19 protein-coding genes are annotated in these 24406 nt (G+C 64.5%); 4 read left to right on the top strand and 15 right to left on the bottom strand.

All coding sequences use genetic code 11. The features are described from left to right. Positions 1-11: 11 nt before the first annotated feature. The 3 genes from tssK to tssM all read left to right on the top strand — a co-directional run bounded on the left by tssK (position 12) and on the right by tssM (position 6808). Entirely contained in the window at positions 12-1358 is a 1347-nt protein-coding gene (tssK, locus tag QCE88_RS25910; RefSeq protein ID WP_309907693.1) for a type VI secretion system baseplate subunit TssK, read from the top strand. Continuing rightward, complete coding sequence (gene tssL / locus QCE88_RS25905; RefSeq protein ID WP_309907691.1) at positions 1355-2737, top strand: type VI secretion system protein TssL, long form; 1383 nt, start codon at positions 1355-1357, stop codon at positions 2735-2737. The genes tssK and tssL overlap by 4 nt, the downstream gene beginning before the upstream one ends. Before the next feature lie 93 nt (positions 2738-2830). After that, a complete protein-coding gene (gene tssM, locus QCE88_RS25900; RefSeq protein ID WP_309907690.1) occupies positions 2831-6808 on the top strand; it encodes a type VI secretion system membrane subunit TssM in 3978 nt (1325 codons plus the stop codon). 103 nt (positions 6809-6911) lie between these two features. Here the strand turns inward: tssM and QCE88_RS25895 are convergent, their stop codons facing one another. Beyond that, positions 6912-8123, bottom strand: a complete 1212-nt coding sequence (locus QCE88_RS25895) for a benzoate/H(+) symporter BenE family transporter (protein WP_309907688.1) — start codon at positions 8121-8123, stop codon at positions 6912-6914. A 70-nt stretch (positions 8124-8193) separates the two neighbouring features. After that, positions 8194-9516, bottom strand: coding sequence for an MFS transporter (locus QCE88_RS25890; protein WP_309907686.1), 1323 nt, complete (start codon positions 9514-9516; stop codon positions 8194-8196). A gap of 396 nt (positions 9517-9912) precedes the next feature. On the opposite strand from QCE88_RS25890, the gene QCE88_RS25885 reads away from it, so the two are divergent. Continuing rightward, positions 9913-10419 carry a MarR family winged helix-turn-helix transcriptional regulator gene (locus tag QCE88_RS25885; RefSeq protein WP_309836290.1) on the top strand — a complete coding sequence of 169 codons (507 nt, stop codon included), beginning with the start codon at positions 9913-9915 and terminating at the stop codon, positions 10417-10419. A 12-nt stretch (positions 10420-10431) separates the two neighbouring features. Here the strand turns inward: QCE88_RS25885 and QCE88_RS25880 are convergent, their stop codons facing one another. The 13 genes from QCE88_RS25880 to QCE88_RS25820 form a co-directional block, all read right to left on the bottom strand. Continuing rightward, positions 10432-12027 carry an MFS transporter gene (locus QCE88_RS25880; protein ID WP_309907684.1) on the bottom strand — a complete coding sequence of 532 codons (1596 nt, stop codon included), beginning with the start codon at positions 12025-12027 and terminating at the stop codon, positions 10432-10434. A 43-nt stretch (positions 12028-12070) separates the two neighbouring features. Further along, positions 12071-12694, bottom strand: a complete 624-nt coding sequence (locus QCE88_RS25875) for an N-carbamoylsarcosine amidohydrolase (RefSeq protein ID WP_309907682.1) — start codon at positions 12692-12694, stop codon at positions 12071-12073. 18 nt (positions 12695-12712) lie between these two features. Beyond that, the gene (locus QCE88_RS25870) at positions 12713-13747 is read right to left on the bottom strand and encodes a 2,5-dihydroxypyridine 5,6-dioxygenase (protein WP_309907680.1); all 1035 of its coding nucleotides are present in this window, start codon (positions 13745-13747) and stop codon (positions 12713-12715) included. Next, positions 13734-14570 (bottom strand): alpha/beta hydrolase, encoded by an 837-nt coding sequence (locus tag QCE88_RS25865; RefSeq protein ID WP_309907678.1) that lies wholly within the window; start codon positions 14568-14570, stop codon positions 13734-13736. Before QCE88_RS25865 ends, QCE88_RS25870 begins: the two co-directional genes overlap by 14 nt. A gap of 11 nt (positions 14571-14581) precedes the next feature. Next, positions 14582-15334: an Asp/Glu racemase gene (locus tag QCE88_RS25860; RefSeq protein WP_309836284.1), complete on the bottom strand. Its 753-nt coding sequence runs from the start codon at positions 15332-15334 to the stop codon at positions 14582-14584. Between the two features lie 46 nt (positions 15335-15380). After that, positions 15381-16346, bottom strand: coding sequence for an amidohydrolase family protein (locus tag QCE88_RS25855; RefSeq protein ID WP_309907676.1), 966 nt, complete (start codon positions 16344-16346; stop codon positions 15381-15383). Positions 16347-16425: 79 nt separating this feature from the next. Beyond that, a complete protein-coding gene (locus tag QCE88_RS25850) occupies positions 16426-17610 on the bottom strand; it encodes a 2Fe-2S iron-sulfur cluster-binding protein (protein WP_309907674.1) in 1185 nt (394 codons plus the stop codon). A gap of 19 nt (positions 17611-17629) precedes the next feature. Further along, positions 17630-18466, bottom strand: a complete 837-nt coding sequence (locus tag QCE88_RS25845; RefSeq protein WP_309907673.1) for an FAD binding domain-containing protein — start codon at positions 18464-18466, stop codon at positions 17630-17632. Continuing rightward, positions 18463-20868 carry a xanthine dehydrogenase family protein molybdopterin-binding subunit gene (locus QCE88_RS25840; RefSeq protein ID WP_309907671.1) on the bottom strand — a complete coding sequence of 802 codons (2406 nt, stop codon included), beginning with the start codon at positions 20866-20868 and terminating at the stop codon, positions 18463-18465. The genes QCE88_RS25845 and QCE88_RS25840 overlap by 4 nt, the downstream gene beginning before the upstream one ends. Positions 20869-20898: 30 nt before the next feature. Next, positions 20899-21408, bottom strand: a complete 510-nt coding sequence (locus QCE88_RS25835; RefSeq protein ID WP_309907669.1) for an aromatic-ring-hydroxylating dioxygenase subunit beta — start codon at positions 21406-21408, stop codon at positions 20899-20901. Beyond that, complete coding sequence (locus QCE88_RS25830; protein WP_309907667.1) at positions 21409-22701, bottom strand: aromatic ring-hydroxylating dioxygenase subunit alpha; 1293 nt, start codon at positions 22699-22701, stop codon at positions 21409-21411. Continuing rightward, complete coding sequence (locus QCE88_RS25825) at positions 22688-23932, bottom strand: FAD-dependent oxidoreductase (RefSeq protein WP_309907665.1); 1245 nt, start codon at positions 23930-23932, stop codon at positions 22688-22690. Before QCE88_RS25825 ends, QCE88_RS25830 begins: the two co-directional genes overlap by 14 nt. Positions 23933-23957: 25 nt before the next feature. Beyond that, on the bottom strand, positions 23958-24263 hold the full coding sequence (locus QCE88_RS25820; protein ID WP_309907663.1) for a non-heme iron oxygenase ferredoxin subunit: 306 nt from the start codon (positions 24261-24263) through the stop codon (positions 23958-23960). Between the last annotated feature and the right edge of the window lie 143 nt (positions 24264-24406).

Here is a 24406-nt window from a genome sequence, read left to right as displayed (position 1 = left end):
GTACCTAGCGCATGAGCTGGCACAACAAAGTCACCTGGAGCGAAGGCCTTTTCCTCAGTCCGCAACTGTTCCAGCAACAGGAGCGGTATCTGGAACAGTTCGCGCACAAGCGCGCCGCGCCGCTGTCACCGTTCTTCTTCGGTTTCTCGCACTATGCGATCGATTCCGAGGCGCTCGCGCTCGGCAAGGTCATCGTGAAATCGGCGAGCGGTCTGTTCGCCGACGGCACGCCCTTCGACATGCCCGGCAGCACGCCCCCGCCCGCGCCGCTGACCATCCGCCAGGAGCATCTCGAACAGGAGATCTGCCTTGCGGTGCCGGTGCGCGTGCCCAACGGCGAAGAAACTACCTTCGACGATGCGGCGGATTCGCTCGCACGTCATTCCGTGTTCGCCGCCGACTTGCGCGATGCCAATTCAACCGGGCTGGGATCCAAGACCGTTCAGCTGTCGAACCTGCGCGTGCGCCTGTTGCCCCGCAAGGAGATGACCGGCGCTTGGATCGGCTTGCCGCTCGCACGCGTCAAGTCCTTGCGCGCCGACGGCAGTATCGAACTGGACGAGTCCCTCGTCCCGCCCGTATGCGGATACGGTGCGAGCGCGTTGCTGACCACCTGGCTCGGCGACGTCCACGATCTGCTCCACATGCGCGCCGACAAGCTCGCGAAGCGGCTCACTGGCAGCGACGGGCAAGCAGGTTCCGTGGCCGAAGTATCGGACTATTTGCTGTTGCAGACGCTCAATCGCTATGAACCGCTGTTGCAGCATCTGCGCCGCGTGCCGACCACGTCGCCGGCGGAGCTTTATGCGCTGTTGCTGAGCATGGCCGGCGAACTGTCCACCTATGTCCGGCCAGCCACGCGTCGGCCGCTCGACACGCATCCGCCGTATCGGCATGAAACGCCCCATCTGTGTCTGCGGCCGATCGTCGAAGACACGCAGTGGCTGCTCAACGCGGTGCTGGTGCGCAGCGCGCAGCGTATTCCGCTCGATGATGCGGGCTATGGCGTGAGCAATGCCGTCGTCGATCCGGGCGAAATGCGTTCATTCTCCGCCGTGGTGCTCGCCGTGTTCGCCAACATGCCGCCGGATGCGCTGGCGGACCGCTTCGCGTCCCAGGCCAAGGTCGGGCCGTCCGAGCGTCTGCCCGATCTGGTGCGCGCGCATCTGCCGGGCATTCCGCTGCAAAGCCTGCCGGTACCGCCGCGCCAGATTCCCTTCAACACGGGCTTCGTCTACTTCGAAATCGCGCGCGGCGGGCCGCTCTGGAGTGTCGTCGAGAAACATGGCGGCATCGCGCTGCACGTCGCAGGCGATTTTCCTGGTTTGCAGCTTCAGTTGTGGGGCGTGCGCGGTTGAAGCAGCGGCAGGTGCGGGAAGAACTTAGTGCAGGCATCGGGAGGCAAAAAATTACACACGCTGATACCACGACGGATACTGACAAGGCATTGCGGCAAAATGAGACGTCCGCGAAACTGGCTCCGGACAAGCAAGCGGAAGCGGAGGCAAAGGCAAAAGCAAAAGCAGAAGCCGAAGCGCTCAAACGTCTCATGGGCCGCATACCACCAGGCGAAGTCCCCGCGGCACGTCTGCGTGTGATTCTCGCGGCGCGTAATCCATTGCTCGAAGCGGCTCGTCCACTTCTGCGCGCGCTCGCGGACATGCCCGACGACCTCGATCAAACCGAAATGAGGGCGTTTCGGCAGTTGCTCGAGGACGAAGTGCGCGATTTTCAGCGCCTGTGCGAACAGGCCAATATCCGGCGCGACCACATGCTCGGTGCGCGCTATTGCCTATGTACCGCTCTTGATGAAGCGGCCATGAAAACCCCATGGGGCAAGAAGTTCATCGGCGCGATGTGGAGCAATGAAGCTCTGGCGGCGAAGTTCCACGCAGATCGCGATGGTGGAGAAAAGATTTTCTACCTCATCGGCCGTCTGTCAGCGGAACCTCACGAATACCTGGACTTGATCGAAGTTATCTACCGGGTTCTCAACCTGGGTTTCATAGGCATGTATGCAAAGGACGCAGACGGCGCGCGCAAGCACGACGAAATCCGCCGCAGTCTGTTCAACCAGCTTCAGCAAACCCGTGCCCCCCTCCCCCTCGCCCTCTCCCCCCACGCCAACTCCAGCGCCCGCGGCAAACGCCTGTCCTTATGGAACTTCCCCGCATGGATCAGTTTCGCCGTCCTCGGACTCGCGTTGCTTGGCCTGTTCGGCTGGTTCAAATATCACTTGCTCAACGAAAGCGCCTCGCTCGAGACGCAGATCATCGACATCGGCCGCATGACGCCGCCGCCCGCGCCGCGCGTTCCACGCCTGCGCGAACTGCTGACGAACGAGATTTCAGCCGGCATGGTGAGCGTCGATGAAGATGCCCGACACAGCACCGTGACCTTCCGGGGCGACGCGATGTTCACGCCGGGGGGCATCGACGTGAACGCCGCGATGAACCCGCTCATCGCAAAGATTGCCGGAGAAGTGGCCCGGGTTCCCGGCCGCGTCACGGTCACCGGCTACACCGACAACCTTCCCATCCGCAGCCGCCGTTACGGCTCCAACGACGCGCTCTCGCTCGAACGCGCCACGCAGGTCGTCCAGCAACTGCAGGCGGCCGGCGTCCCGGCGGGAAGGCTGGAAGCGGTCGGCCGCGGCGCATCCAGTCCGCTCGGCGACAACCGTACGGCGTCGGGACGCGCGCTGAACCGGCGCGTCGAGATCGCCGTCGTGCCGTAACGGCCCTCACGGCGCACCCGCTTGCACTCGCGCGAGCCATCACGCCGAGCGTCGCAATCGTCGCTGCCGGACTTGAAGAAGTGGACCCGAAGAATGAAGAAGCTGTTGTCGTTCCTGTTTTCACGCATGTTTCTCGCGATCATCGCGCTACTGCTGCTCGTGCTGGCCGTATGGTTCATCGGGCCGTACTTCGCGTTCGGCGGACTCAAGCCGCTCGAAAGCGTCGCGTTGCGCGTGATCGTGATCGCGCTGATCTTGTGCGGCGCGCTGCTCCGGCTCAGGCACGGGTCGCTGGCAGTCGTGTTCGGCGCGCTGCTCTGCCTGCTCATCTGGCATGCCGCCCCGCTGCTGAGCTTCGGCGAGAAGAAACCGTTCGCGTCCACGGACGCGCGCATCGTCGCGATTGCCGCCGTCGTCGCGGTCTTTGTGGGCTGGCTGCTGTACCGCATCTGGTGCCGCATGCGCAGCGACGAACAGTTCCTGCGCCGCGCACTCGCTTTCGGCAACAAACAGGAATCGCCCGCGAACCCCAGGCTCCAGCAACTCGAAACGAGTTTCAGGACCCTGCTGGAGAGCCTCAAGAGCACGCGCGCGGGCGGCTTCGCCCGTCTGTTCCAGCGCACCCGTTATCTGTATGAGGTGCCCTGGTTCATCGCGCTCGGTTCGGCGGGCTCGGGCAAGACCCGCGCACTGCTCAACGCCGGCCTCCCGGTGCCTGCGGGCGTCGCGCTCCGGCAGGCGCGCCCGGATGCGGCTGCCGATCCTGCCGTCGACTGGTGGCTCACCGACGAAGCCCTGTGCATCGACACTCCGGGCTATTACACGCGTCCAGGCCAGTCCTCCCGCCCGCTGACTTTGGCCGGCGAGACACGGACCGCGACCGTCGCGCCGCTGTATCCCGGCATCAAAAAGAATGAACTGAGCCAGCGCGAAACCGACACGCAGGAATGGCTGGGCTTCCTGCGAATGCTGCGCCGCCACCGTCCGCGCGCACCGATCAACGGCGCGCTGCTGACGATCCGGCTCGACCTGCTCACCGCCGCCGATGCCACCCTGCGCGAAGCGGAAGCCGACGCCCTCCGCACGCAGCTCACGGACCTGCGCCGCACGCTCGGGATTCGCTTTCCGGTGTATCTGATCGTCACGCAGATGGACCGCCTGAGCGGCTTTGCCGATTACTTTGCCGCGCTGACCGAGGAACATCGCGCGCAGATCTGGGGCTTCACGCTGCCGGTCGCGTCGCCGGCGACCGAAGCGCGCTGCCGCGAAGAGCTCGCGTTGCTGGCGGCGCGTCTGGCCGACGGCCTCAACACGCGCCTCGAAGACGAATTCGACCTGGACCGTCGCCGCCGTCTCGTGGCCTTTCCCGAGGCCTTCGCCGCGCTCGCCGCGCCGCTTGCGGAGTGCTTCGCGCGGCTGTTCACCGGCACGCGTTACGACAACACCGAACGTCACGCGATGCTGCGCGGCGTGTATTTCACGAGCGCGGCGCAAGAGGGCCTCCCGCTGCCGGCCGAACCCGCGACGATCGCCCGGCGTCTGGCTGACGGTGTCGAACGTGAGCTCCCGGGCCGTCCCACGTCAGCGAGTCCGGCCGGCAACCGAAGTTACTTCCTGCACGATGTCTTCAGGAAGGTGATCCTGCCCGAAGCGCATCTGGTGCAGCCCAACCTGCGCTGGGAGGTTCGCTTCCGCCTGCTGCGGCTGATCGGCCATGCGCTCGCGGTGCTGCTGTTCACCTGGCTGGCCGTCGCCGTGGTCGAAAGCTTCGGCAACAACAGCAACTATCTGGAAGCCGTCATGCGCAAGACCCAGGCGCTCTCCGCGAAGGTCGCGCAACTGTATCGCGAGCCCAGGCCGGACGGCGTGCCCGATGCCCTGACCGACGCCCTTCACCTGCCCGCCCGGACAGGCCTCGATCTCGCTCATCCCGACGCAAGCTATCGTTATGGGCTGTACGTGGCGCCCCAGATCGTCGATGCGAGCGGCGCCACCTATCGCGCCCTCGAAGCCAGCCTGCTGCTGCCGCAGATCGTGCATCGCGTCGAGGCGGTCATCGCGCAGGCCATCGCGCGGCAGGATCCGAAGGCCGCCTACGGCGCGCTGCGGGTCTATCTGATGCTGTACGAGCCAGCGAAGTCCAAGGGCAGCGAAATCAAGGCCTGGGTGCTCGACGACTGGTCGAGAACGGACAGCGCATCGGCCTACGGCGGCCGTGCGTCGATGCTGGATCATCTCGACCGGCTTTTCGCGGGGCAGCGCGTCGTTCAGTCGCCGCTCATCCGCAATGACGCACTGATCGAGCGCGCGCGCAGCTTTCTCGACCAGAGCAACGGCACGCAACGGCTCTATGACCGCGCGAAGGCCGCGATGCAGGACGACGCTCCGGACGACTTCACGCTGCTGCGCGCGGTGGGGCCGCAGGCGGGCATGTCGTTCACGCGCGCGAGCGGAGAACCGCTTTCGCGCGGCGTGCCGGGCCTCTTCACGTTCGATGGCTACCGCGCCCTGTTCGACCGTCGCCTGGCGGAATTCCTCAAGATCGCACGCGACGACGACGCCTGGGTCATGGGCCGGGCGTATCTCGCGGGTTGGACCGGTGGCGCACGCGAAGCTCAAAAAAAAACGGCTGAATTCGTGAGCGCCGCCGGCGGCGGAGACGATGCGCTGACCGACGCCATCCGCCGCCTGTATCTGACGGAATATCAGCAGCACTGGAGCGCGTTCCTGGCGGATATTCGTCCGGTGACCGGATCGAGTGCCGGTTTCAACTTGCAGATCATGCGTCAGTTCGCGGCGCCCGACTCGCCGCTCGCGCGACTGGCATTCGCCGCCGCGCGCGAAACCACGCTCACCCAAAGCCTGACGGAGGAAAAGCGTTCACTGCTCGATCAGGCGGACGCCGCGTTCGCAGGCAAGGCGAAGGGATTCGGCATGCGTGCGCAGGAACGCGTGGAGCGCGAACTCGTCGACGACCGCTTCGCCGCGCTGCGCGAGATGGTGACGGGCGAGGCGCAGGTCCAACCGGACACGCCGGCGCGAGCGGCACACGATGCACCGTCTGCACCGCAGGCACGCCGCACAGGACTCGACGGCGTCGCCACTTTGCTCAACGACACCTACACGGCGCTGACCATCGCCGAAAGCGCGCTCGCGAACAACGGCCTGCCGCCGCCGAACGACGCCTCCGCGAAGCTCAAGATGGCCGCCGACACCATGCCCGCGCCGTTTCGCGCCGTGTTGCAGGCGCTCGCCTTGCAGGGATCGCGCGACGTGAACCAGGGCGTCGGGCAACTGCTGTCGCGCCAGACGCAGGCGGTGGTCGGCGACGCGTGCCGGCTGGCCGTCGAAGGCAACTATCCGTTCGTGCGGGACAGCGCGCGCGATATCAGCATCGACGATTTCACGCGCATGTTCGCGCAAGGCGGCCTGCTCGACGACTTCTTCACGAAGAACCTGGCGCCCTTCGTCGATACGTCCTCACAGCCCTGGCGCTACCGCACCCTGCCCGGCTCCACCGCGCCCGTGCAAGGCCCGGACCTCGCGCCTTTCCAGCGCGCGCTGGCGATCCGTCAGGTCTTCTTCGGCGAACAGGGCAAGCAGATTGCCTGGAAAGCGGACGTGCGCGTGCCCGAGCTGGATCCCACGATCCTGAGCCTGGCGATCGACATCGACGGGCAAGGCATGCTGTATCAGCACGGCCCGGTGACGCCGCTGCGCATCGCGTGGCCCGGACCGCGCGGCGGCGTGCATGTCGAACTCACGGCGAGCCCGCGGATCCGGGCAGACACCTCGACGCTCTCGGTGGACGGCCCGTGGGCGCTGATGCGCCTGCTCGGACGCGGCCAGATCGTGCCGACTGCGACGCCGGGACGCGTGCGCGTCGTGTTCGATTTCGATGGGCGCAAGGCGGCGCTGGATATCGCGAGCACCGGCAGCCTCGCCAATCCGTTGACGAGCGACCTGCTCACGGCCTTTCATTGCCCTGCCGCTGTCCCGCTGTTCGACCTCGCGGACAGCGGTCCGCCGCCCGGACTGCCGGCGGCTTCGACCATGCCGGCCTCGCCTTGAGCACGAGCCCCTGCAAGACCGGGAACGTGTCCCGACCCCGCGCGGTGTCGATTGCCCGGAGGCCTGCTGATCGCGGCCTTAGGCTGGCGCAGCATCTTCCGGGTCAATCTGCCTGGCGCGGCTGTTCGATCGCGTAATACACCAGACAACCGGCCACCACGCCCCAGAAGGCCGCGCCCACGCCCAGCAGGGTGACATCGCTCAAGGTGACGACGAACACGATCATCGCGCTCAAGGGCAAGGCCGACCGGAACGCGCTGACGAACGACTTTTCGAGCACGCCCATCATCGCCAGTCCGGCGAGGATCGCGATATACGCGCCGGGCAGGCTCGTCAGAAGGAACACATAAGCCGTCGAGCACACGCCGATCGCCACGCAAATGACGCCCGCCATCAACGCGCCGAGATAATGCCGTCCATGCGTGCCGCCCGACACCAGGATCGCATTGCTCGGCCCGGCCAGCACCGAGGGACAGCCGCCGAAGGGCGCGGTGATCGCCGTGAGCGCCGCGCTGACGAGCGTCACGAGGCGCAACGACGTCCGATAACCCGATGCGCGCGTCACCGCGATGCCCTGCGCGTTCTGCACGAACAGCACGGTGATGAGCAGCGGCAGCAGCAGTTGCGAGATGGCGTGAAGATCGAAGCGCGGCACGATCAGCGCGGGCGTCGCGAGCCACGCGCCGCCGCTGTGGCTCGGCAGCTTGAAGCCGGTCGCGAAGAGCACGGCGGCGCCCGCCAGCATCGCGCCGATCAGCGGCGGGATCGGCGCCGCGTTGCGCCGTTCGAGCCACAACAGGCCGAAGAAGCACAGCAGCATGCAGCCGCCGATGAGCGGCGCGGCCACGGTCGAATGCACCACGGCCAGCACGTACTTGAGGAAGAGCCCGGCGATCATCGCCATGACGATGGGCATCGGCACCCAGCGGTCGAGCAGGCCGACGAGGTTCGTCACACCCAGCACGAGCAGCACGGCCGCGCACACCAGATAGGTCCCGACGGCGGCCCCGAAACCGTATTGCGCGATCACCGGTGCGGCGAGCACCGCGCCGGGAATCGTCCATAGAAACAGCAGCGGCTGGCGCGTCTTCCAGCTGATCGCGATGCTGGCGAGCCCGTTGATGCCGATCGACGCAAACAGCCACGATGACGTCTGCGCGAAGCTCAAGCCGCCTTCACGCGACGCCGCGATGATGATGGCGACCGGGCCGGTCGCGGAGAAACTCATGCTCGCGAACGCGAGTGAGAGATAGAGAAGCCACGAGCGGCCGAGGCCGTGATCGCCGCTATTGCCGCTTGTGTCGCCAACGGACATGGAGAATGCTCTTGCGCAAGCGGTCTCGCACCGGAAGCGTGCAAGACCGCGACGGGATCAAGGCCGTGCGTCAGTGCGCGGCCGCTTCGGCGTGCACCGGCGCGCGCCAGACGAGGCCGATGATCACGCCGAGCACGCACAACGCGGCAATGTACCATGCGGGCGCCATCGTCATGCCCTGCCGTCCCACCATGAAGGACGCGATGGCGGGCGCGGTGCCGCCAAAGATGGCATAGGCCGTGTTGTACGAGAGCGCGAAGCCGGTGAAGCGCACTTCCGCCGGAAAGCTCTTCACGATGATGTACGGCCCGAGCGTGATCGTGCCGATCAGGAAGCCACCGGCGATATACAACGCCCAGACCGACGTGCTGCCCGCATTCAGGCTCAGATAGAACGCGCCGGTCACGAGTAGCATCGCCACGCTGCCGATGGCATACGCGCGCCCTCCGCCGATCTTGTCCGCGGCCCATCCGGCGAAGGTGCTGCCGAGGATCAGGCCAAAGATCGACCACGAGTTGTTGGTGAAGACGTCCTTCGGCGCGAAGTGGAATTGCGTCTGGAGGAAGGTCGGCGTGTACAGGAAGTACAGCACGAAGATGCCCGAGAAGACCCACGTGGCCAAGAGCGAGACGACCACCGCGCCGCGATGCTCCTTCAGCACGACCGCGAGCGGCAGGCGCGCATCGGCCTCACGCTTGGCGCGCAGCGCTTCGAACACCGGCGTCTCCTGCAGATAGCGGCGCAGATAGACCGAAATCAGGCCAAAAATGCCGCCCGCGATGAACGGCACGCGCCAGCCCCAGGTCTTGAGTTCGGCCGGATCCATGTTGCCGATCAGGAACTTCGCCGACAGCGCGCCGAGCAGGATGCCCGTGCATAGCCCCGACATCAGCAGGCCGCACGCGAGCCCGATGCGGTCGCGCCTCACGTGTTCCGAACAGAAGATCCACGCGCCCGGCACTTCCCCGCCCACCGACAGTCCCTGCAGCACCCGGCACAACAGGAACAGCAGCGGCGCGGCCATGCCGAGCATCGCGTAGCTCGGCAGGAGGCCGATGAGCAGCGTCGGCGCGGCCATCAGGAACAGGCTCAGCGCGAACATTTTCTTGCGGCCGATACGGTCGCCGAAGTGCGCGAAGAAGATGCCGCCGATCGGCCGCACCAGATAGCCCGCCGCGAAGATGCAGAACACTTCGAGCTGCGCGAGCCACTCGGGCGTCTGCGGCGGAAAGAACACCGTCGCGAGCAGCTTGGTGAAGAACACCGCGACAATGAAGTCGTAGTATTCGAGCGCACCGCCCAGCGACGCCAGCATCAGCGTCTTGATATCGTTGCCTGACATCGACCGCCCTTTGATGGCGACGTCGTCCGTCCTTACAGGGGTAGAACTCATGTGAAACTCCAAGGCACTGGGTGAGGTGATGTTCAACGCATTCGCCATTTGATCAGCATGCTGACCATTCATGCGCATTGCGGGACGCTGCACATGAACCAGTCGCACCGATCATTGCACGACGCGCCGTTCTATTGACTTCGTGTTCCGACATCCATCATCGACTTGCTGCAATGCAACTCAACGCATTTCGTCAGTACGCTGATTGATAGCTTTGTATCCGGAAAAAAATGGCGGCGCAAGCATGATTGCCCCTACAATCGACGCGACCGTCGTGGTCCCTGATGCGGTGCATCGGGCACCGTGTACAAGCATGCTCGTGACCGCGCCTGTGACAGACTCCGCGTCCGAACGCTACACTCCCGTGTGACGAAACTTCTTCGAAAAAGGTAAAGGATGGGCACCGCAGCCGAGAAAAAAGCGGCCGTCGCCGACAGCGGCATCGAGACCGGACATTTGTGGCAACGCCCGGGCTTCCTGATCCGGCGGCTCAACCAGATTCACATCGCGCTCTTCTTCGAGTGCTGCAAGGATTTCGCCATCACGCCGGTGCAATACGGCTTGCTGACCACCTTGAGCGAACGTCCCGGCCTCGACCAGACTTCGCTGTGCGCGGAGGTCGGCGTCGATCGCACGACCATGGCGGACGTCTTGCGCCGTCTCGAGGAACGCGGCCTGGTCAAGCGCGAGCCGAGCCCGCACGACGGCCGCCTGAAGCTCGCCAACATCACCGCGAAGGGCCGCCGCACGATGAAGGACATGTACGGCAGCATGCGCCAGGCTCAGGTCAAGTTTCTCGAACCGCTGAGTGCCGAAGATCGCGTTCATTTCGTGCGCATGATGATGAAGCTCGTCGAGGGAAACAATCAGTACGGCCGGACTTCGCTCAAGCACTTCGACTGACTTCTGCATTCGTCACTGAGTGATGTCGCGCCGGAACGTCTCGGGCACGAACAGCACGCCGACCGCGAACGACACCAGCGCAATCACCACCGGATACCAGAGCCCGAAGTAGACGTCGCCGCGCGCCACCGCCATCGCGGACACCACGAAAGGCAGCATGCCGCCGAACCAGCCGGAGCCTAAGTGAAACGGCAATGACAGCGAGGTGTAGCGGATGCGCGCGGGAAACAGCTCGACCATGAACGCCGCCATCGGGCCGTAGATCATCGCGAGATAGAGCAGCAGCAGCCACATCAGGAAGACGACCATGGGTGCGTCGATGCGGGCGGGATCCGCATGCGGCGACCAGCCGGACGCGATCAACGCCTGCTCCAGCGCGGGACGGTCGCTGCCGTGCACCACGCGCGCACCGATCGTCGTCGATGCGCCCTCGCCCGCCGCCGGCCGCGCCTGCTCATACGAGACGCCCGACGCGCTCAGGAACGCCCGGATGCGGTCGCAGTCCGTCACCGGAGCCGAGAACAGCGTGAAGCGGCAATCGTCGGCGCGGACGGTGACAGGTGCCTGTTTCTGGAAGGCTTCGAGCGCCGGGTTCGCATAGTGCGTCAGCGCGTGAAAGATCGGCTGGGTGGTCGCGGCGAGCAGCAGGCACGCGAGCATCATGATCCACTTCCGTCCGATGCGGTCCGACAGCCACCCGAACACGAGATAGCACGGAAACACGCCGATCAGCGCGATGGCGAGAAAGAGATTCACCGTGTTCGGCGCGACCTTGAGCGTGTTTTGCAGGAAGACCATCGAATAGAAATGGCCCGTGCCGAACACGACTCCGACACCCGACGCCGTGCTGAACAACATGATCAGCACATACTTGAGATTGCCCCACGTGCCGAAGCTTTCTCCGATCGGCGACGTCGACAGCCGCCCGGCGCGTTTCATGTCGCGGAACGTGGGTGATTCAGCGAGCTTCGTGCGCAGATAGACCGAGACCGCGAGCAGGACGATCGAGACGAGGAACGGCATGCGCCAGCCCCAGCTGCGAAACGCGGCTTCGTCCATGGCCGCGCGGCTGATGCTCACGACAGCAATGGATGCCAGCAATCCGAGCGTGGCCGTGGTTTGCAGCGAACTCGTGTAGAAACCGCGCCGTTCGGCCGGCGAATGCTCCGCGAGATAGGTGGCCGCGCCGCCGGTCTCGCCGCCGAGCGCGAAGCCCTGCAACAGCCGCAACGCGACGAGCAAGGCCGGCGCCAGCATGCCGATGCGCTCGTACGAAGGCAGCAGTCCGACGCCGATCGTCGCGACACCCATCAGCACGATGGTCGCCATGAACGTATATTTGCGGCCGATGCGGTCGCCGAGCCGGCCGAAGAACAGCGCGCCGAGCGGCCGCACGAGAAAGCCGGCGCCGAAGGTGGCGAGGCTCGCCAGGAAGGCCACGGTATCGTTGCCGCTCGGGAAGAACAATGCGCCGAACGTGCCCGCGAGCGCCGCATAGATGTAGAAGTCATACCATTCGAGCAGCGCGCCGAACGAAGACGCGACGATCAGCGTGAACTCGTGACGCGTGACGGAGCGGTGCGACTGTCCGGAAACAGAGGTGTCCATGTCGATCCCAAGCGGTTGACGTGCGCGCCGTCCATGCGGACGATCAGAGTCCCTTGAGCAGCTCCAGGGCTTCGTCGCGCTTCATCACGGCCGCGTACTTCTGCGCCATGTCGAACAGGTTCGCGTCATGCGGCCCGATCGCACGATCGCCGACGCAATCCGCCAGCACGAACGGACGGAAGCCGTACTGCATCGCATCGACGACGGACGAACGCACGCAACCGCTCGTCACCGCACCCGCGATCAACAGCGTGCGCACGCCATGCTGCGTCAGCCATGCCGCGAGCGGCGTGCCGAAGAACGCGGACGGCACGGTCTTGCGCACGACCAGTTCACCGTCGCGTGGGGTCAGTTGCGGCACGATTGCGCTGTTGTGGGCCGCCTCCTTCAGCGTGAGCAGGCCAGGCACTTTCATCGTGAAGATGTTGTGATCGGCGTCATCGTCGGCGAACACAATGCGGCTGTGCGCCACCGGCCAGCCCTTCGCGCGCGCATGGGCCAGCAGCGGCACGGTGTTCTCGATGGCCTGCGGAATGTTGCCGCCGCCGAACACCTCGGGATCCGCGAAGCCGTTCACCAGATCGACGATCAACAGACCGAACGGCGCTTTCGGCTCGAGCGTCGTGCCGAAGCTCTGACGCTGATAGGTTTCGATATCGTGGGACATGTGGGGTCCTTTCGTGATTTATCGATCGAGCACGACGCCGTCGCGCACGACTGCCTCGCCGTCAAGGAAGACGTCGCAGTGCCGCAGCGGAATGTCGATGTGACAGGTCGTCGTGCGGCTGCCGCCCGCTTCGTTGTTCGGTCCGAGCGAGAACAGGAAATTGCCTTCGAACGCGCGCGCATCCATGCCGATGGTTGCCTCGCGATCGTAGAGACCGAGCGCCGACCAATGCGCGCGCGGTTGCAGACCCCAGCCGATATGCGAGATCGCATAAGCCTCGGGATCGTTGAAAGTGGCCATGTATTCGCTCAGCAATTGCGCGTCGATGCCGCCTTCGATGCGCGTCGCATAGCCGCCCTCCACCGTCAGTTCGATGCCGTCCTGCACGTAGCGCTTCTGCGGCAGCAGGATGTCGCCGCGATCGATCACGATGCGTCCATGCGCTGTTCGATCGTCCGGGAAAGTCAGCGCGAAGCCGCTCGGCCAGTGATCCCAGCGGCCGGGTTCATCGACGAAACCGTACTCCGCGATCGGTTCGAATTCGCCCAGCGGACAATGAAAGTCCGTACCTGCCGCGGACACGATGTGCATCTTCTTCGCGCGCGCAATGCGCGCCTGCGCCGCGAGCACGCGGGTCCGGTCGCCTTCGGTCGGCACCAGGCGCGTGAGCACTTCGGGCGGCTCCACGGCCAGCAGGATCTTCGTACCGGTCTTGAGGATCTCCAGCTGCTCGGGCGAGAACAGCAGCGTCATCAGATCGAGCACGAGATCGCTTTCCTTGAGCGCGGCGATAGCGGCGCGATTGCCCGTGAGCGGCGTCGTGCCGAGATACGCAAGCGAATCGCGGCTCAAGGACTTCTCCCCGTTCACCGGCGGCAAGTCGAGACGGTTCACGATAGCGCCCAGCGCCTGCGTCGCGATCAACGCGGTGGCGAGCGTCTGCGGATGCGTGGACGCGCTCGTGAGAATCGTCACGGTCTGCCCGGCCTCGAGACGTGAAAGCTTCAGAACCCGGGTCCAGGCATCGACCATTTGATAGTCACTGACTGGCATGACGGCCTCCTTGAACGGACGCACCAAGGAACTCGCCGAGCGCCGCGTAGAACCCGGCCTCGTCGTCCCACGGAATCATGTGGCCGGCGTTCTGCACGCGTGTGTGTTCGAGCTGCGGCACGCTTGCGCGAATTTCCTCGACATCCTCGTCGCGTACCACGTCGCCGCGTCCCGCCGTCACCAGCCGTGCGGGAATCTTCAGGCTTGGGAGATCGGCGTGAATGTCGTCAGTATGGAAGCCTTCGAAGCTCGCGCGAATCGCGCGTTCATCGCAGGTATGCAGCCATTCCGCGCGCAATGCAAGCTGTGCCTCGGTCCACGTCGGGCAGAACGCGCGCATCGCTTGTGCGCCCATGCCTTCGCGCGACTGGCGGATCGAATCGACGTACCACGGCAATTGCGACGGATACGGGCGCCGTCCCGGACCCGACACCGGCGGATCGATCATCGCGAGCCGCATCATGCCCGTGGGCGCCGATCGTGCGGCGCGAATGCCGATGCGCGCGCCCATCGAATGGCCCAGCACGCTGTAGCGTTTCAGACCCAAGGTAGTTGCAAATGCAATCAGATCGGCGGCTTGTGCATCGAGGCTGTAGTCGAGCGTGTCTGATGCCGATGACAATCCACGGCCACGCACGTCGAGCACATATGTATCGAAGATCTGGCCGAGATGTTCCGCAACGAATCCCCAGGTCACAGCCGGGCTCGTGATGCCCGGCACGATGATGACCGGATCGCGCCCGGCGCGCTCGCCGCCGTAACGGAGATAATGCTGGCGGATACCGTTGGCGTGAAGATTCGCGCCGCAGACGAAGGTGGACATATACGCCTCGCTCAGTAAGCGCCCGACAGCAGCGCGCCCGCGCCCGGCACCACGGCTTCGAGACCGAGTTGCTTGAGCATCGCATAGGTGGTCGCGACCGCTGCCGTGACGACCGGCTTGCCCGTCAACGCCTCGACCTTCGCAATGACCGGCAGCGACGGCATTTGCACGCACGCCGACAACACGATGGCATCGGCTTCCTGATAACGCATCGACATCACGATCTCGGGCAGGCGGCTCGGATCGTGGCGGCCCACTTCGAGGTTGTCCGGAATCTCCAGCGCGCGATAGTCGATGACTTCGTAATCCTCGTTGCGGATATAGTCGACCACGAGTTCGGTCAGCGGCTTCATGTACGGCGCGACCACCACGACACGCTTCGCGCCGATCACTTGCAACGCATCGACCAGCGCGCCCGCGCTCGTGATGACCGGCGCATCGCCGCCGTTTTCAACCGTGCGCTCGTGCAGGCGCTTCTGCGACACGCGGTGATAGCCGTGTCCCATCGCCATGATCGCGACGAGGCAGGCATAACCGAGCACATCGACGCGCGCATCGGACAGCTCGACGGCACAGCGGTCCGACTCCGCATCCATGGCCGCCAGCTCTTCCTTGACGACCTTCTTCATGCGCATGCGGCTCGAATGAAACGTGAAGCGCTCGGGCCGGATCGACTGGCGCGCGAGCAACATCGCGGGGATTTCGGTTTCCATCGTCGTGTTCGAACTCGGCACGATCTGGCCGATACGGTATGGCTTCGTCATGTACTGCTCCCTGTGCTTGATTGATTGCTTGATTGCTTGCGACCGATCAAAGGCGGAACAGGCGTTCCGCGTTTCCGTAACAGACGAGCGCGCGCGTGGCATCGTCCAGCGGCGCTTGTTCGATGAAGTCCGCCGCAATGGCCGTCGACTCGTACGGGTAGTCCACCGAGAACATCACCGCCTCCGCGCCCATTTCGCCGATCGCGCCCATGAGCGCGGGCGCCGAGCACACGCCCGAGGTCGTGATGAGGATGTTCGTGCCGATGTATTCCGAAGGCGCACGTTCCAGCGTCAAGCCGTGCGAGTACACGGCGAAGCGGCTGTCGAAGCGCCAGCGCAGATAAGGCAGGCCCTCGCCCATGTGACCGAGAATGAGCTTGAGCTTCGGAAAGCGGTCGAAGACGCCGCTGAACAGCAGGCGCAACGCATGGCTGCCGGTTTCGACGCCCCATCCCCAGGTCGCGCCGGTGAGTTCCGGATGACCGTCGAGCACGCGCGGGCTGACGAATGCGTCGGTGGGATGCAGGTAGAGCGGCACGTCGAGTTCCTGCATCGTCGCCCAGAACGGGTCGTAGGCGCGGTCGTCGTAATAGACGCCGAGCGTATGGCCGTTGACCAGCGCCCCCTTGAAGCCGAGTTCGCGAACCGCGCGGGTCAGTTCATTCGATGCGGCCTGAGCCGTGTGCATCGGCAAGGTGGCGAAGCCGCCGAAGCGCGCCGGATGCCGCGCGATCTGCGCGGCCAGGAAGTCGTTGCTCTCCTGCGCGCGGCTGATGGCGAGCGCGGCGTCGGGCTCGCCCTGCACGCTCGGACCCGTTTGCGAGAGGATCGTGTAGTCGATCCCGGCGCGGTCCATTTCGACGATGCGCTGCTCGTCGAAATCGTTCAGGCGCGCCGCGAGATCGCGCAGCACGTCGGGCGCGATGTGCTGCGTGAAGCTCTTCGAATATCCCTGGAAGCCCGGCGTGCTGAAATGTTCTTCCAGGGCGATCTTGCGAATCCGCTTGCTCATGTAGAACCTCAATGGATTATTTGATCAGTAGGCTGACGATATGATCGAAAAAACCGGTGCGTGGCCGGTCATGTCCCGTTCAATCGCTCTTGCCGAAAAGCTGTTTGATGCGGCTCCAGATCACGCTCCAGACGAGACCGCCCGCATTGAACTTGGCCGACGCTGCCGATGCTTCCGGCGCATCGCCGCCGCCGAGTTGTGCCGTGATGCGCGCGCCGAAGTCCGCGATCATGCGCCGCACGAAATCCTTCACGAGCCCGGAGCGCGAGAACTGCGCGAGCGGGCCTTGCAGCATGTATTCGAGCGTGACCGCCACGCGCGTCTGCGCGCCGTTCGCCTCGCTGGACAAGGCGTAGGTGACGTCGCCATTGGCGCGCGAGCGGCTGATGTTGTCCTGCCCCGCGCCGCGCATCACCGCGCGATGCGCGGCGTCATCGCGTTCAAGGCGTGCGGCGCCGGCGAAGTTCGCCGACATCGGACCGAACTTGATCGCGATCTTGCCCTTCAGCGACTCGCCGTCGTGATCCAGCAGTTCCGCGCCCGGCAGGCAGCGCGCGACGGAAGGCAGATCGCCCATGAAGGTCCAGACCTGATCGAGCGGGAACGGCACGACGAAGCTGTCGTCGATCGCGGTCCAGCCCTTGCGCTGTGTGCCGGCGGGTTCGTTGACGGTCGCCGCCGTGGGCGCAGCAGCTTGAGGCGCGCTGGCGGGCGCAGCCGCGAAAGTCTCGAATGCGGGCGCGGCGATGGTTGCATCGCTAACCACTTTGCGCGCGGCAGGTGCATCCGCGATCGGGTTCTCCTTCAGATCCGCGAGCACCGCCTTGATCGCTGCGACAATGCCCATGTAGCCCGTACAGCGACACAGGTTGCCCGAGAGTTCGAGGCGGATGCGCGCTTCGTCGGCGTCGGGAAAACGTCGCACGATATCGCGCGCCGTGATCAGCATGCCCGGCGTGCAGTAACCGCATTGCAGCCCGTGATGAATCGAAAACGAACGGCGCAGACGGCGCATCAGTTCGTCATCGTCGAAGCCTTCGATCGTGCGCACCTTTTGTTGATCGCATGCCACGGCGAAGGTGATGCAGGAACGGACCGGCTCGCCGTCGACGAGCACGGTGCATGCGCCACACACGCCATGCTCGCAGCCGAGGTGCGTGCCCGTGAGGTGATGCGTTTCACGGAGAAAGTCGCCGAGATGCACGCGCGACTCCACGTCGCTGCGCACGGAACGGTCGTTGATGGTGAGTTCGATGACGGACATTGCAGTCTCTCAGTCTCTTCTAGGCTTGAGTGGTGCTGGCGTCGCCGAGCGCTTGCGCCAGGCAGCGCTGCAACGCGGCGGCATGGATCGAGCGGTCGATGCTGTCGGCGTTGGGCATCGCACCGGCCACCGCTTGCGCGAGTGCGGTTTCTGTAACGGCGGACGGCCCGCGCTGGGCGATCTGGCGCGCGAGTTCATCGAGCGCGGCGGGCGGCCCATCGAGCGCGCCGAGCACCACGCGTGCGAGTCCCGAGCGTGCATCGAACGCGGCAGCCGCGCTGGCATGGGGAAACTCGCCAGTCTTGCGGCACAGCTTGTAGTAGCCCCAGCGCAACGTCGGCGCCAGCTTCGGCAGCAGCACCGCGGTAATGATTTCGCCCTCTTCGAGCAGCGTCGTGAAGGCGCCGAGCATGAAGCCGCTCGCGCGCACTTGCCGCGTGCTGCCTGCCTTCGCCAATTCCAGTCGTGCATCCAGCGCAGACAGCGCGAGTGGCCAGTCCGCCGCCGGATCGGCATGCGCGAGACTGCCGCCAATCGTGCCGCGATTGCGGATCGCGCGATACGCGATGCCGCTCGCCACGTATTGCAGATAGGGATGGCGCAGCAGTTCGTGCTTGCCGTCCTCGATCTCCGCATGTGTCACCGCCGCGCCGACGCGCACGAAGTCGCCGCTCTCGGTCACGCTGCGCAGGTCAGCGATGCGCGATACATCGATCACCCGCGACGGACGTGCGAGGCGCAAGTTCAGCATCGGTCCCATCGACTGACTGCCGGAGATGGGCTTCGCGTCACTCAATTCCCGAAGCGCTTCCGGCAGGGACGCGGGTCTCACATAATCGAACGCAGCGGCTTTCATCCCGCCACCTCCTGACTCAGTTCCTCGCGCTTCGCCTGGCTCTTGACTCGAGCGGCTTCGATCGCCGACAGCAGGCGGCGCGGCGTGAGTGGCGTCTCCGATACAGTCGCGCCGAGCGGCGTGAGCGCATCGTTCACCGCGTTGAACAGCGCGGCGGGCGGAGCAATCGCACCGCCTTCGCCGACGCCCTTTGCGCCGAACTCCGTATAAGGCGACGGCGTTTCCATGTGAATGATCCTGAGCGGCGGCAATTCGGTCGGCCCGGGCAGCATGTAGTCGGCGAGCGTGGAGGTCAGCGGCTGCGCGTTGTCGTCGTAGAGCGTTTCCTCATAGAACGCGGTGCCGATACCTTGCGCCGTTCCGCCGATCGTCTGTCCTTCGACCACCATCGGGTTGATCATGCGACCGCAGTCCTCGACGATCACGTAATCGAGAATCTCGACATGGCCCGTCTTCGGATCGACCGCCACGGCGGCGGCATGCGTTGCGTAGCTGAACGCGCCGGTGTCCACCTTGGGCTTGAAGCCTTGCGTCGCCTCCAGACCGGCGAGGTTCACGCCGGCGGGCAGCCGCTCGGGACGCAGATACCATGCGGCCGCGATCTCGCCGATCGACACACGGCCTTGCGTGCCGATCACTTCGCCCTGCTCGAAGCGGACCGCGTCCTGCGGCTCGCCGAGCAAATGCGCGCCGATGAACAGCAGGCGCGGCACGAGCTCGCGGCAGGTCGCGGCCACCGCGCCGCCCGCCATGACGATGCTCCGCGATGCATAGGTGCCGGTGGAGTACGGCGTCAGCGCTGTGTCGCCGTGTACGACCTTGATCTTCTGCAGGGTCACGCCGAGCACCTCGCTTGCGATCTGCGCGAGCGTCGTTTCCATGCCCTGGCCATGCGAGTGAATGCCCGCGCGCACTTCGAGGCCGCCGTCTGCCGTGATGCGCACCGTCGCGAGATCGTAGCCTGGCACCACTGGCAGGCCCCACGATGCGAACACCGCCGTGCCGTGCGCGGATTGTTCAGTAAAAGTCGCAAAGCCCACGCCGACGAGACGCCCATCCTTCTCGCCCGCTTGCTGACGCGCGCGCCACTTCGGCACGTCGAGTTGCTCGACCGCGCGGCGCAGGCTTTCCTGGAAGTCGCCGCTGTCGTAGTGCTTCTTCACGACGTTCGTGTAAGGCATATCCGCGCCGCGCACGAGATTGTCGTGACGCACTTCCCACGCCTCGCGCCCGACCGCACGCGCAATCGCATCCATCGTCAGTTCGATCGCGAAGCACACGCCCGTGCGCGCCACGCCGCGATACGGAAGAAAGCCCGGCTTGTTGGTCGCCGCGCATTGCGTGCGGCAGCGATAACCCTTGAAATCGTACGGTCCCGGAAGATTGCCGAGCGCCTGACCGGTTTCCAGTCCGATGGTAAAGGGCCACGCGGAATAGGCGCCGCCATCGATCAGCAGTTCGGCATCGAGTGCGAGCAGGCGGCCGGTTTCATCGGCGTAGGCGGTGAGTTCGTAGTGGTGCTGACGCGAATTCGCACCGGCGATCAGATGCTCGCGGCGGTCTTCAATAAAACGGAACGGTTTCCGGAAAGTGAGCGCCAGCCACGCGATGCACAGCTCTTCCTGCTGCAGCACGCACTTGTAGCCGAACGCGCCGCCCACGTCGGGCGAAATGACACGCACCTGCGCATGGTCGATGCCCAAACACTGCGACAGCACCGTGCGAATCATGTGCGGCACCTGCGTCGACGTAATCACGACGAGTTGCCCATGCGTATCGTCCCAGTACGCGAGCACGGCCTTGCCTTCCATCGGCACCATGCATTGACGCGCGAGATCCACTTTCTGCTTCACGACGATGGGCGCGTTCCTGGAGAGTTCGTCGAAGTTGACGTCCGCCTTGAGGTCGAGGAAAAGGTTGTCCGTCCAGTGATCGTGCACGCGTATGTCGGTCCGCTCGCGCGCCGTGAACGCATTGGCGAAGGCCGGCAGTTCATCGAGATCGAGTTCGATTTCCTCGGCGATGTCTTCCGCCTGCGCACGCGTCTTCGCGAAACACATCGCCACTGGCTCACCGACGAAGCGCACCTTGCCTGAAGCAAGCGGCGGATGCGACGAGGGCTTGTACGATGGCAGGCTGGAGTCAGCGACGATATCGGTCGCGCCTTGCATGTCGTCGCGCAGGATCACCTGTTGTGCGTAGCGCTCCGGCTTGGCGATACGCACGATGCGCGCATGCGCCACGGGGCTGCGCAGGAACGCGACCTCCTGCAGATCGGGAAACGTGTAGTCGGCGACGAACTTGCCCTTGCCTTGCAGATGCCGTTCGTCTTCTCGACGCCTGACGCGCGCGCCGACGCCGCCAGTCTCGACGGGTGCTTCCGTATTTTCCGTGTGATTCATATGCGCACTCTCCCGGATCGGCACTGAAGTTCAGACCGGATAAGCCAGGTCGTTGGCGATCATCGCCGTGTCGTACACCGCCTGCCTTTCCTTCAGCAGAAGCACGTTACCATTGCGCGCGAAGCGGTCAAAAAGCCTGCCCGCCTGATGCAGCGTGGTCGCGCCTTCCACCAGCGTCTGCAACAGCATGTAGTTGCTCTGCGCGACGATCTCTTCATCGGTCGCGTTCAGGATGCGCACGTTCGACACGAAATGCAGCATCTGGCGCGGCGCGAACATCTGCGTGCGGGAGATGGCCACGGCCCGGTCGCGCAGCATGTTGCGGCCTTCCGCATACACGAGCCCGACCGGAAAGCCGTTCGCAGCATTCTCGTATTCGGTCACGCGATACAGGCAGTTCTCGGTGAAGAACTCGGGCCAGCGCTCGATATCGCCGCTATCCAGCACCGCGCAATACTCGGCATGAAAGTCCTCCACCGCGGCGCGTGCGATCAGCGCCTTGTCGTGCGCAATGGGCTGTTTCTCGAATCCTGGCAACATCTAGAACTCCATCACTTCACGATAGTGTTTGTACATGGCGCGAATGGCCGCCTCGGAGATCAGGTTGTCCGCCGTGCCGATCTTGTCGCCGTCTAGCTTGATGATGCTGCGGTCGGTCACCGAGCGGCGCACGCCTTCCTGAACGAACTTCATCGCTTCGTTGTCTTCGAGACCGAGAAAACCTGACGGGCCCATCAGATTGCCCTGGCGCAGACGGTGACGCACCATCTCTTCCGTGTCGTCTTCATAGCCGAACATGGTCCAGAGCATGATCATGCTGTTCGGGCCGTTCGGCACGATATGGCGGACGCCCAGCGTGTTCATCTCGCGCTGCACGATCAGATTGGGCCAGATGGTCTGCATCGTCACGGACCATTCGGAATCGAACTCCTTGACGAATTCGAGGAAGCGTTCGTCCTGCAACACCATGCCGTCATGGAACGAACGCATCTCCTTCTTCTTGTCTTCGTCGACGGTCGCGTAGAGCGTGTCGCTCTTGGCTGAGGCCATGGTGCCGTGAATGCCGTACTTGCTGTCCGCGACCATCGCCGAGCGGTTGCCCGCCACCAGCAGGCCGAACACGACGAGGAAGGAATGCAGCAGGGTCGCGTGATACGGGTCCTTCAGGTTCTCGTGATACATCTTCCAGTTGCACGGCAGCTCGTTCTTGTAGAAACCGAGCACGCGCAGCTTCTTGCCGTTGAACACGGCGTCGAAGTCCGTGAGGATCTCGGGCGTGAGATAGTCCTCGAGCGGCTCCATGTCATGCGTGAACGATGCAAACACCACGCCGTTGCGGGTCGCGACGGCGAGCTTGCGCAGGCCGTGCTCATCGGTGCGAAAGTCCTTCGGCATGCCGCCGAGCTTGTTGACGCCACGCCGGAACGGCACGCCCTGAAGATTGCCCTTCAGGTCGTACGACCATTGGTGATACGGACAGACGAATTCCTTGTTGTTGCCGCGGCTATGGCGGCAGAACTCCGCACCGCGATGCGCGCAGCGGTTTTCGAAGACGTTGATCGAACCGTCTTCGGCACGTGACACCACCACCGGCGTGGGCCCGATATAGGAGCGCTTGTAGTCGCCCGCATTCGGCACTTCCGCTTCGAGCGCGACGAAGTTCCAGGTGCGTCCATGAAAGATCCGTTCCACTTCGCGCGTGTAGACCGCTTCGCTCGTGTACACCCAGTCGGGGATACACTGCAGCCCTTCTTCGGGCCATGCGAGCCCTTCGATCGGAGGATTTTTTGTTTGGGGTGTATGAACCCCGATGACCGTTTCAGACGAGTACACCTTGATCTCCCGATTGTGTTGAGCGAATCAGCCGTTCGAGCTGACGCAGCTTGATCGTGGGGTCGGACAGCACGTTCGCGTCCACCGGCAATGCGTCCTCGACGAGCCGCCGGAGTGCGCGCAACTCGCCGCCCTGATTGATGGCGAGCACCTGAACGATGACGCCTTCGCGCAAACCCATCAGCACGGTCTTGCCGTCCGCGCTCGCGCGTTCGATCCATTGCTCCACGCCGATGCCCGGCCAGCCGAGCATCTGGATGTTCCAGTCGTACTGATCGGTCCAGAACCATGGCGTCGGAGCGTAGGCGACCGACTCGCCCGCGATGTTGCGTGCTGCGATGACCGCCTGTTCCTGCGCGTTCTGCCACGATTCGAGGCGCACCGCGCGATCCGTCAGGCCGTATGGGAAGCTCGCGCAATCGCCGGCGGCGTAGACATCGGGCGCGGATGTGCGGCAGTGGCGATCCACACGGATGCCGTTGTCCGTCGCGATGCCTGCGGCCCGTGCGAGCGCATCGTCCGGTTCCTGGCCGATGGCGATCACGCAGAAGTCGAATGACATGTCGTTGACTTGCACGTTCGTTGCATGCGCCTGCAACGACAGCGGCTTTGCGTCGAAAAAGAAGCGCACGCCGTGATCCTCGTGCTTCAGGCGCAGGCGTTCTGCCATCGCTGGCGGCAACGCGCGGCTCAACAAGCTCGACGCCGATTCGAACACGCTCACATCGAGTCCACGGCTGCGTGCGCTGGCGGCGAATTCGAGCCCCAGGAAGCCGGCGCCGATCACCGCCGCGGAACGCGCGTCCGCAAGGCGTGTGCGCAGGCGCATGGCATCGTCGAGTGTGCGCAGATAGAAGGTATGCGGGCCTTCGGGCATGCCGGGCAACTGGCGCGCGCGCCCGCCTGTCGTCAGGAGACAGTGGTCGTAGCGCAGTTCGCCGCCTTGCTCCAGCGTCGCGACGTGACGTTGCGGATCGAGTTGCTGTACGCGGTCACTGATCCATTCGATGCGTGCGTCCGCATACAACTGCGCCGGATGCACCCACCCCTTGAAGCAGTCTGCATCGGTCTGCGCGGTCAACACGTCTTTAGACAGCGGCGGCCTTTCATAGGGCGCGTGCGCCTCATCGCCGACCAGCACGATGCGGCCGTCGAAGCCGTGCGTGCGCAGCGCCTCGGCCGCGCGTGCGCCAGCCTGCCCTGCACCGATGATCAATACCGTCTGGGTCATGATTCGCGGCTCCGCTTCGCGTGGTTCAAAGATCGACGAAGATCTCGCCGCCTTCCACCTGCACACCGTAGACACGGAGCGGCTCGGTGACGGGCGCGCACTGCGCGGCGCCTGTGCGGATGTCGAAACGCCCCTGATGCAGCGGACATTCGATGCAGCCGTCTTCCATATAGCCGTCGCTCAACAGCGCGAACTGATGCGTGCAGACGTTGTGCGTGGCATGCACTTCGCCGTCCAGCAGATAGAGCGCGATGCGTTCCTCGCCGATCGTCACGCCGAGGGGCTCGTCTTCCACGAGGTCGGCGAACTTTGCCGCGTACTTGAGAGCCATCTGTCGCTCCTTCCGATATGTTCAGTATGCTGACGAATCTGATGAAGGTATCCTAGCAGGACTTTTCTGCGAGTCAAGCTGATCAAAAATAGTGCTTTCCCGTATCGGAAAAAACCGGAACGGCGCGGACCGGAACGTGTGCG

Source organism: Caballeronia sp. LZ035 (assembly GCF_031451175.1).
Taxonomy (GTDB): domain Bacteria; phylum Pseudomonadota; class Gammaproteobacteria; order Burkholderiales; family Burkholderiaceae; genus Caballeronia.
The sequence above is the reverse complement of the archived record's forward strand: the minus strand, read 5'-3'. Positions and strand labels throughout refer to the sequence as shown.

What these genes read in the sequence shown, in the direction of transcription:
- tssK (WP_309907693.1), top strand. Translation starts at nt 12, where the DNA reads ATGAGCTGGCACAACAAAGTCACCTGGAGCGAAGGCCTTTTCCTCAGT.
- tssM (WP_309907690.1), top strand. Translation starts at nt 2,831, where the DNA reads ATGAAGAAGCTGTTGTCGTTCCTGTTTTCACGCATGTTTCTCGCGATC.
- QCE88_RS25895 (WP_309907688.1), bottom strand. Translation starts at nt 8,123, where the DNA reads ATGTCCGTTGGCGACACAAGCGGCAATAGCGGCGATCACGGCCTCGGC.
- QCE88_RS25890 (WP_309907686.1), bottom strand. Translation starts at nt 9,516, where the DNA reads ATGAGTTCTACCCCTGTAAGGACGGACGACGTCGCCATCAAAGGGCGG.
- QCE88_RS25885 (WP_309836290.1), top strand. Translation starts at nt 9,913, where the DNA reads ATGGGCACCGCAGCCGAGAAAAAAGCGGCCGTCGCCGACAGCGGCATC.
- QCE88_RS25880 (WP_309907684.1), bottom strand. Translation starts at nt 12,027, where the DNA reads ATGGACACCTCTGTTTCCGGACAGTCGCACCGCTCCGTCACGCGTCAC.
- QCE88_RS25875 (WP_309907682.1), bottom strand. Translation starts at nt 12,694, where the DNA reads ATGTCCCACGATATCGAAACCTATCAGCGTCAGAGCTTCGGCACGACG.
- QCE88_RS25870 (WP_309907680.1), bottom strand. Translation starts at nt 13,747, where the DNA reads ATGCCAGTCAGTGACTATCAAATGGTCGATGCCTGGACCCGGGTTCTG.
- QCE88_RS25865 (WP_309907678.1), bottom strand. Translation starts at nt 14,570, where the DNA reads ATGTCCACCTTCGTCTGCGGCGCGAATCTTCACGCCAACGGTATCCGC.
- QCE88_RS25860 (WP_309836284.1), bottom strand. Translation starts at nt 15,334, where the DNA reads ATGACGAAGCCATACCGTATCGGCCAGATCGTGCCGAGTTCGAACACG.
- QCE88_RS25855 (WP_309907676.1), bottom strand. Translation starts at nt 16,346, where the DNA reads ATGAGCAAGCGGATTCGCAAGATCGCCCTGGAAGAACATTTCAGCACG.
- QCE88_RS25850 (WP_309907674.1), bottom strand. Translation starts at nt 17,610, where the DNA reads ATGTCCGTCATCGAACTCACCATCAACGACCGTTCCGTGCGCAGCGAC.
- QCE88_RS25845 (WP_309907673.1), bottom strand. Translation starts at nt 18,466, where the DNA reads ATGAAAGCCGCTGCGTTCGATTATGTGAGACCCGCGTCCCTGCCGGAA.
- QCE88_RS25840 (WP_309907671.1), bottom strand. Translation starts at nt 20,868, where the DNA reads ATGAATCACACGGAAAATACGGAAGCACCCGTCGAGACTGGCGGCGTC.
- QCE88_RS25835 (WP_309907669.1), bottom strand. Translation starts at nt 21,408, where the DNA reads ATGTTGCCAGGATTCGAGAAACAGCCCATTGCGCACGACAAGGCGCTG.
- QCE88_RS25825 (WP_309907665.1), bottom strand. Translation starts at nt 23,932, where the DNA reads ATGACCCAGACGGTATTGATCATCGGTGCAGGGCAGGCTGGCGCACGC.
- QCE88_RS25820 (WP_309907663.1), bottom strand. Translation starts at nt 24,263, where the DNA reads ATGGCTCTCAAGTACGCGGCAAAGTTCGCCGACCTCGTGGAAGACGAG.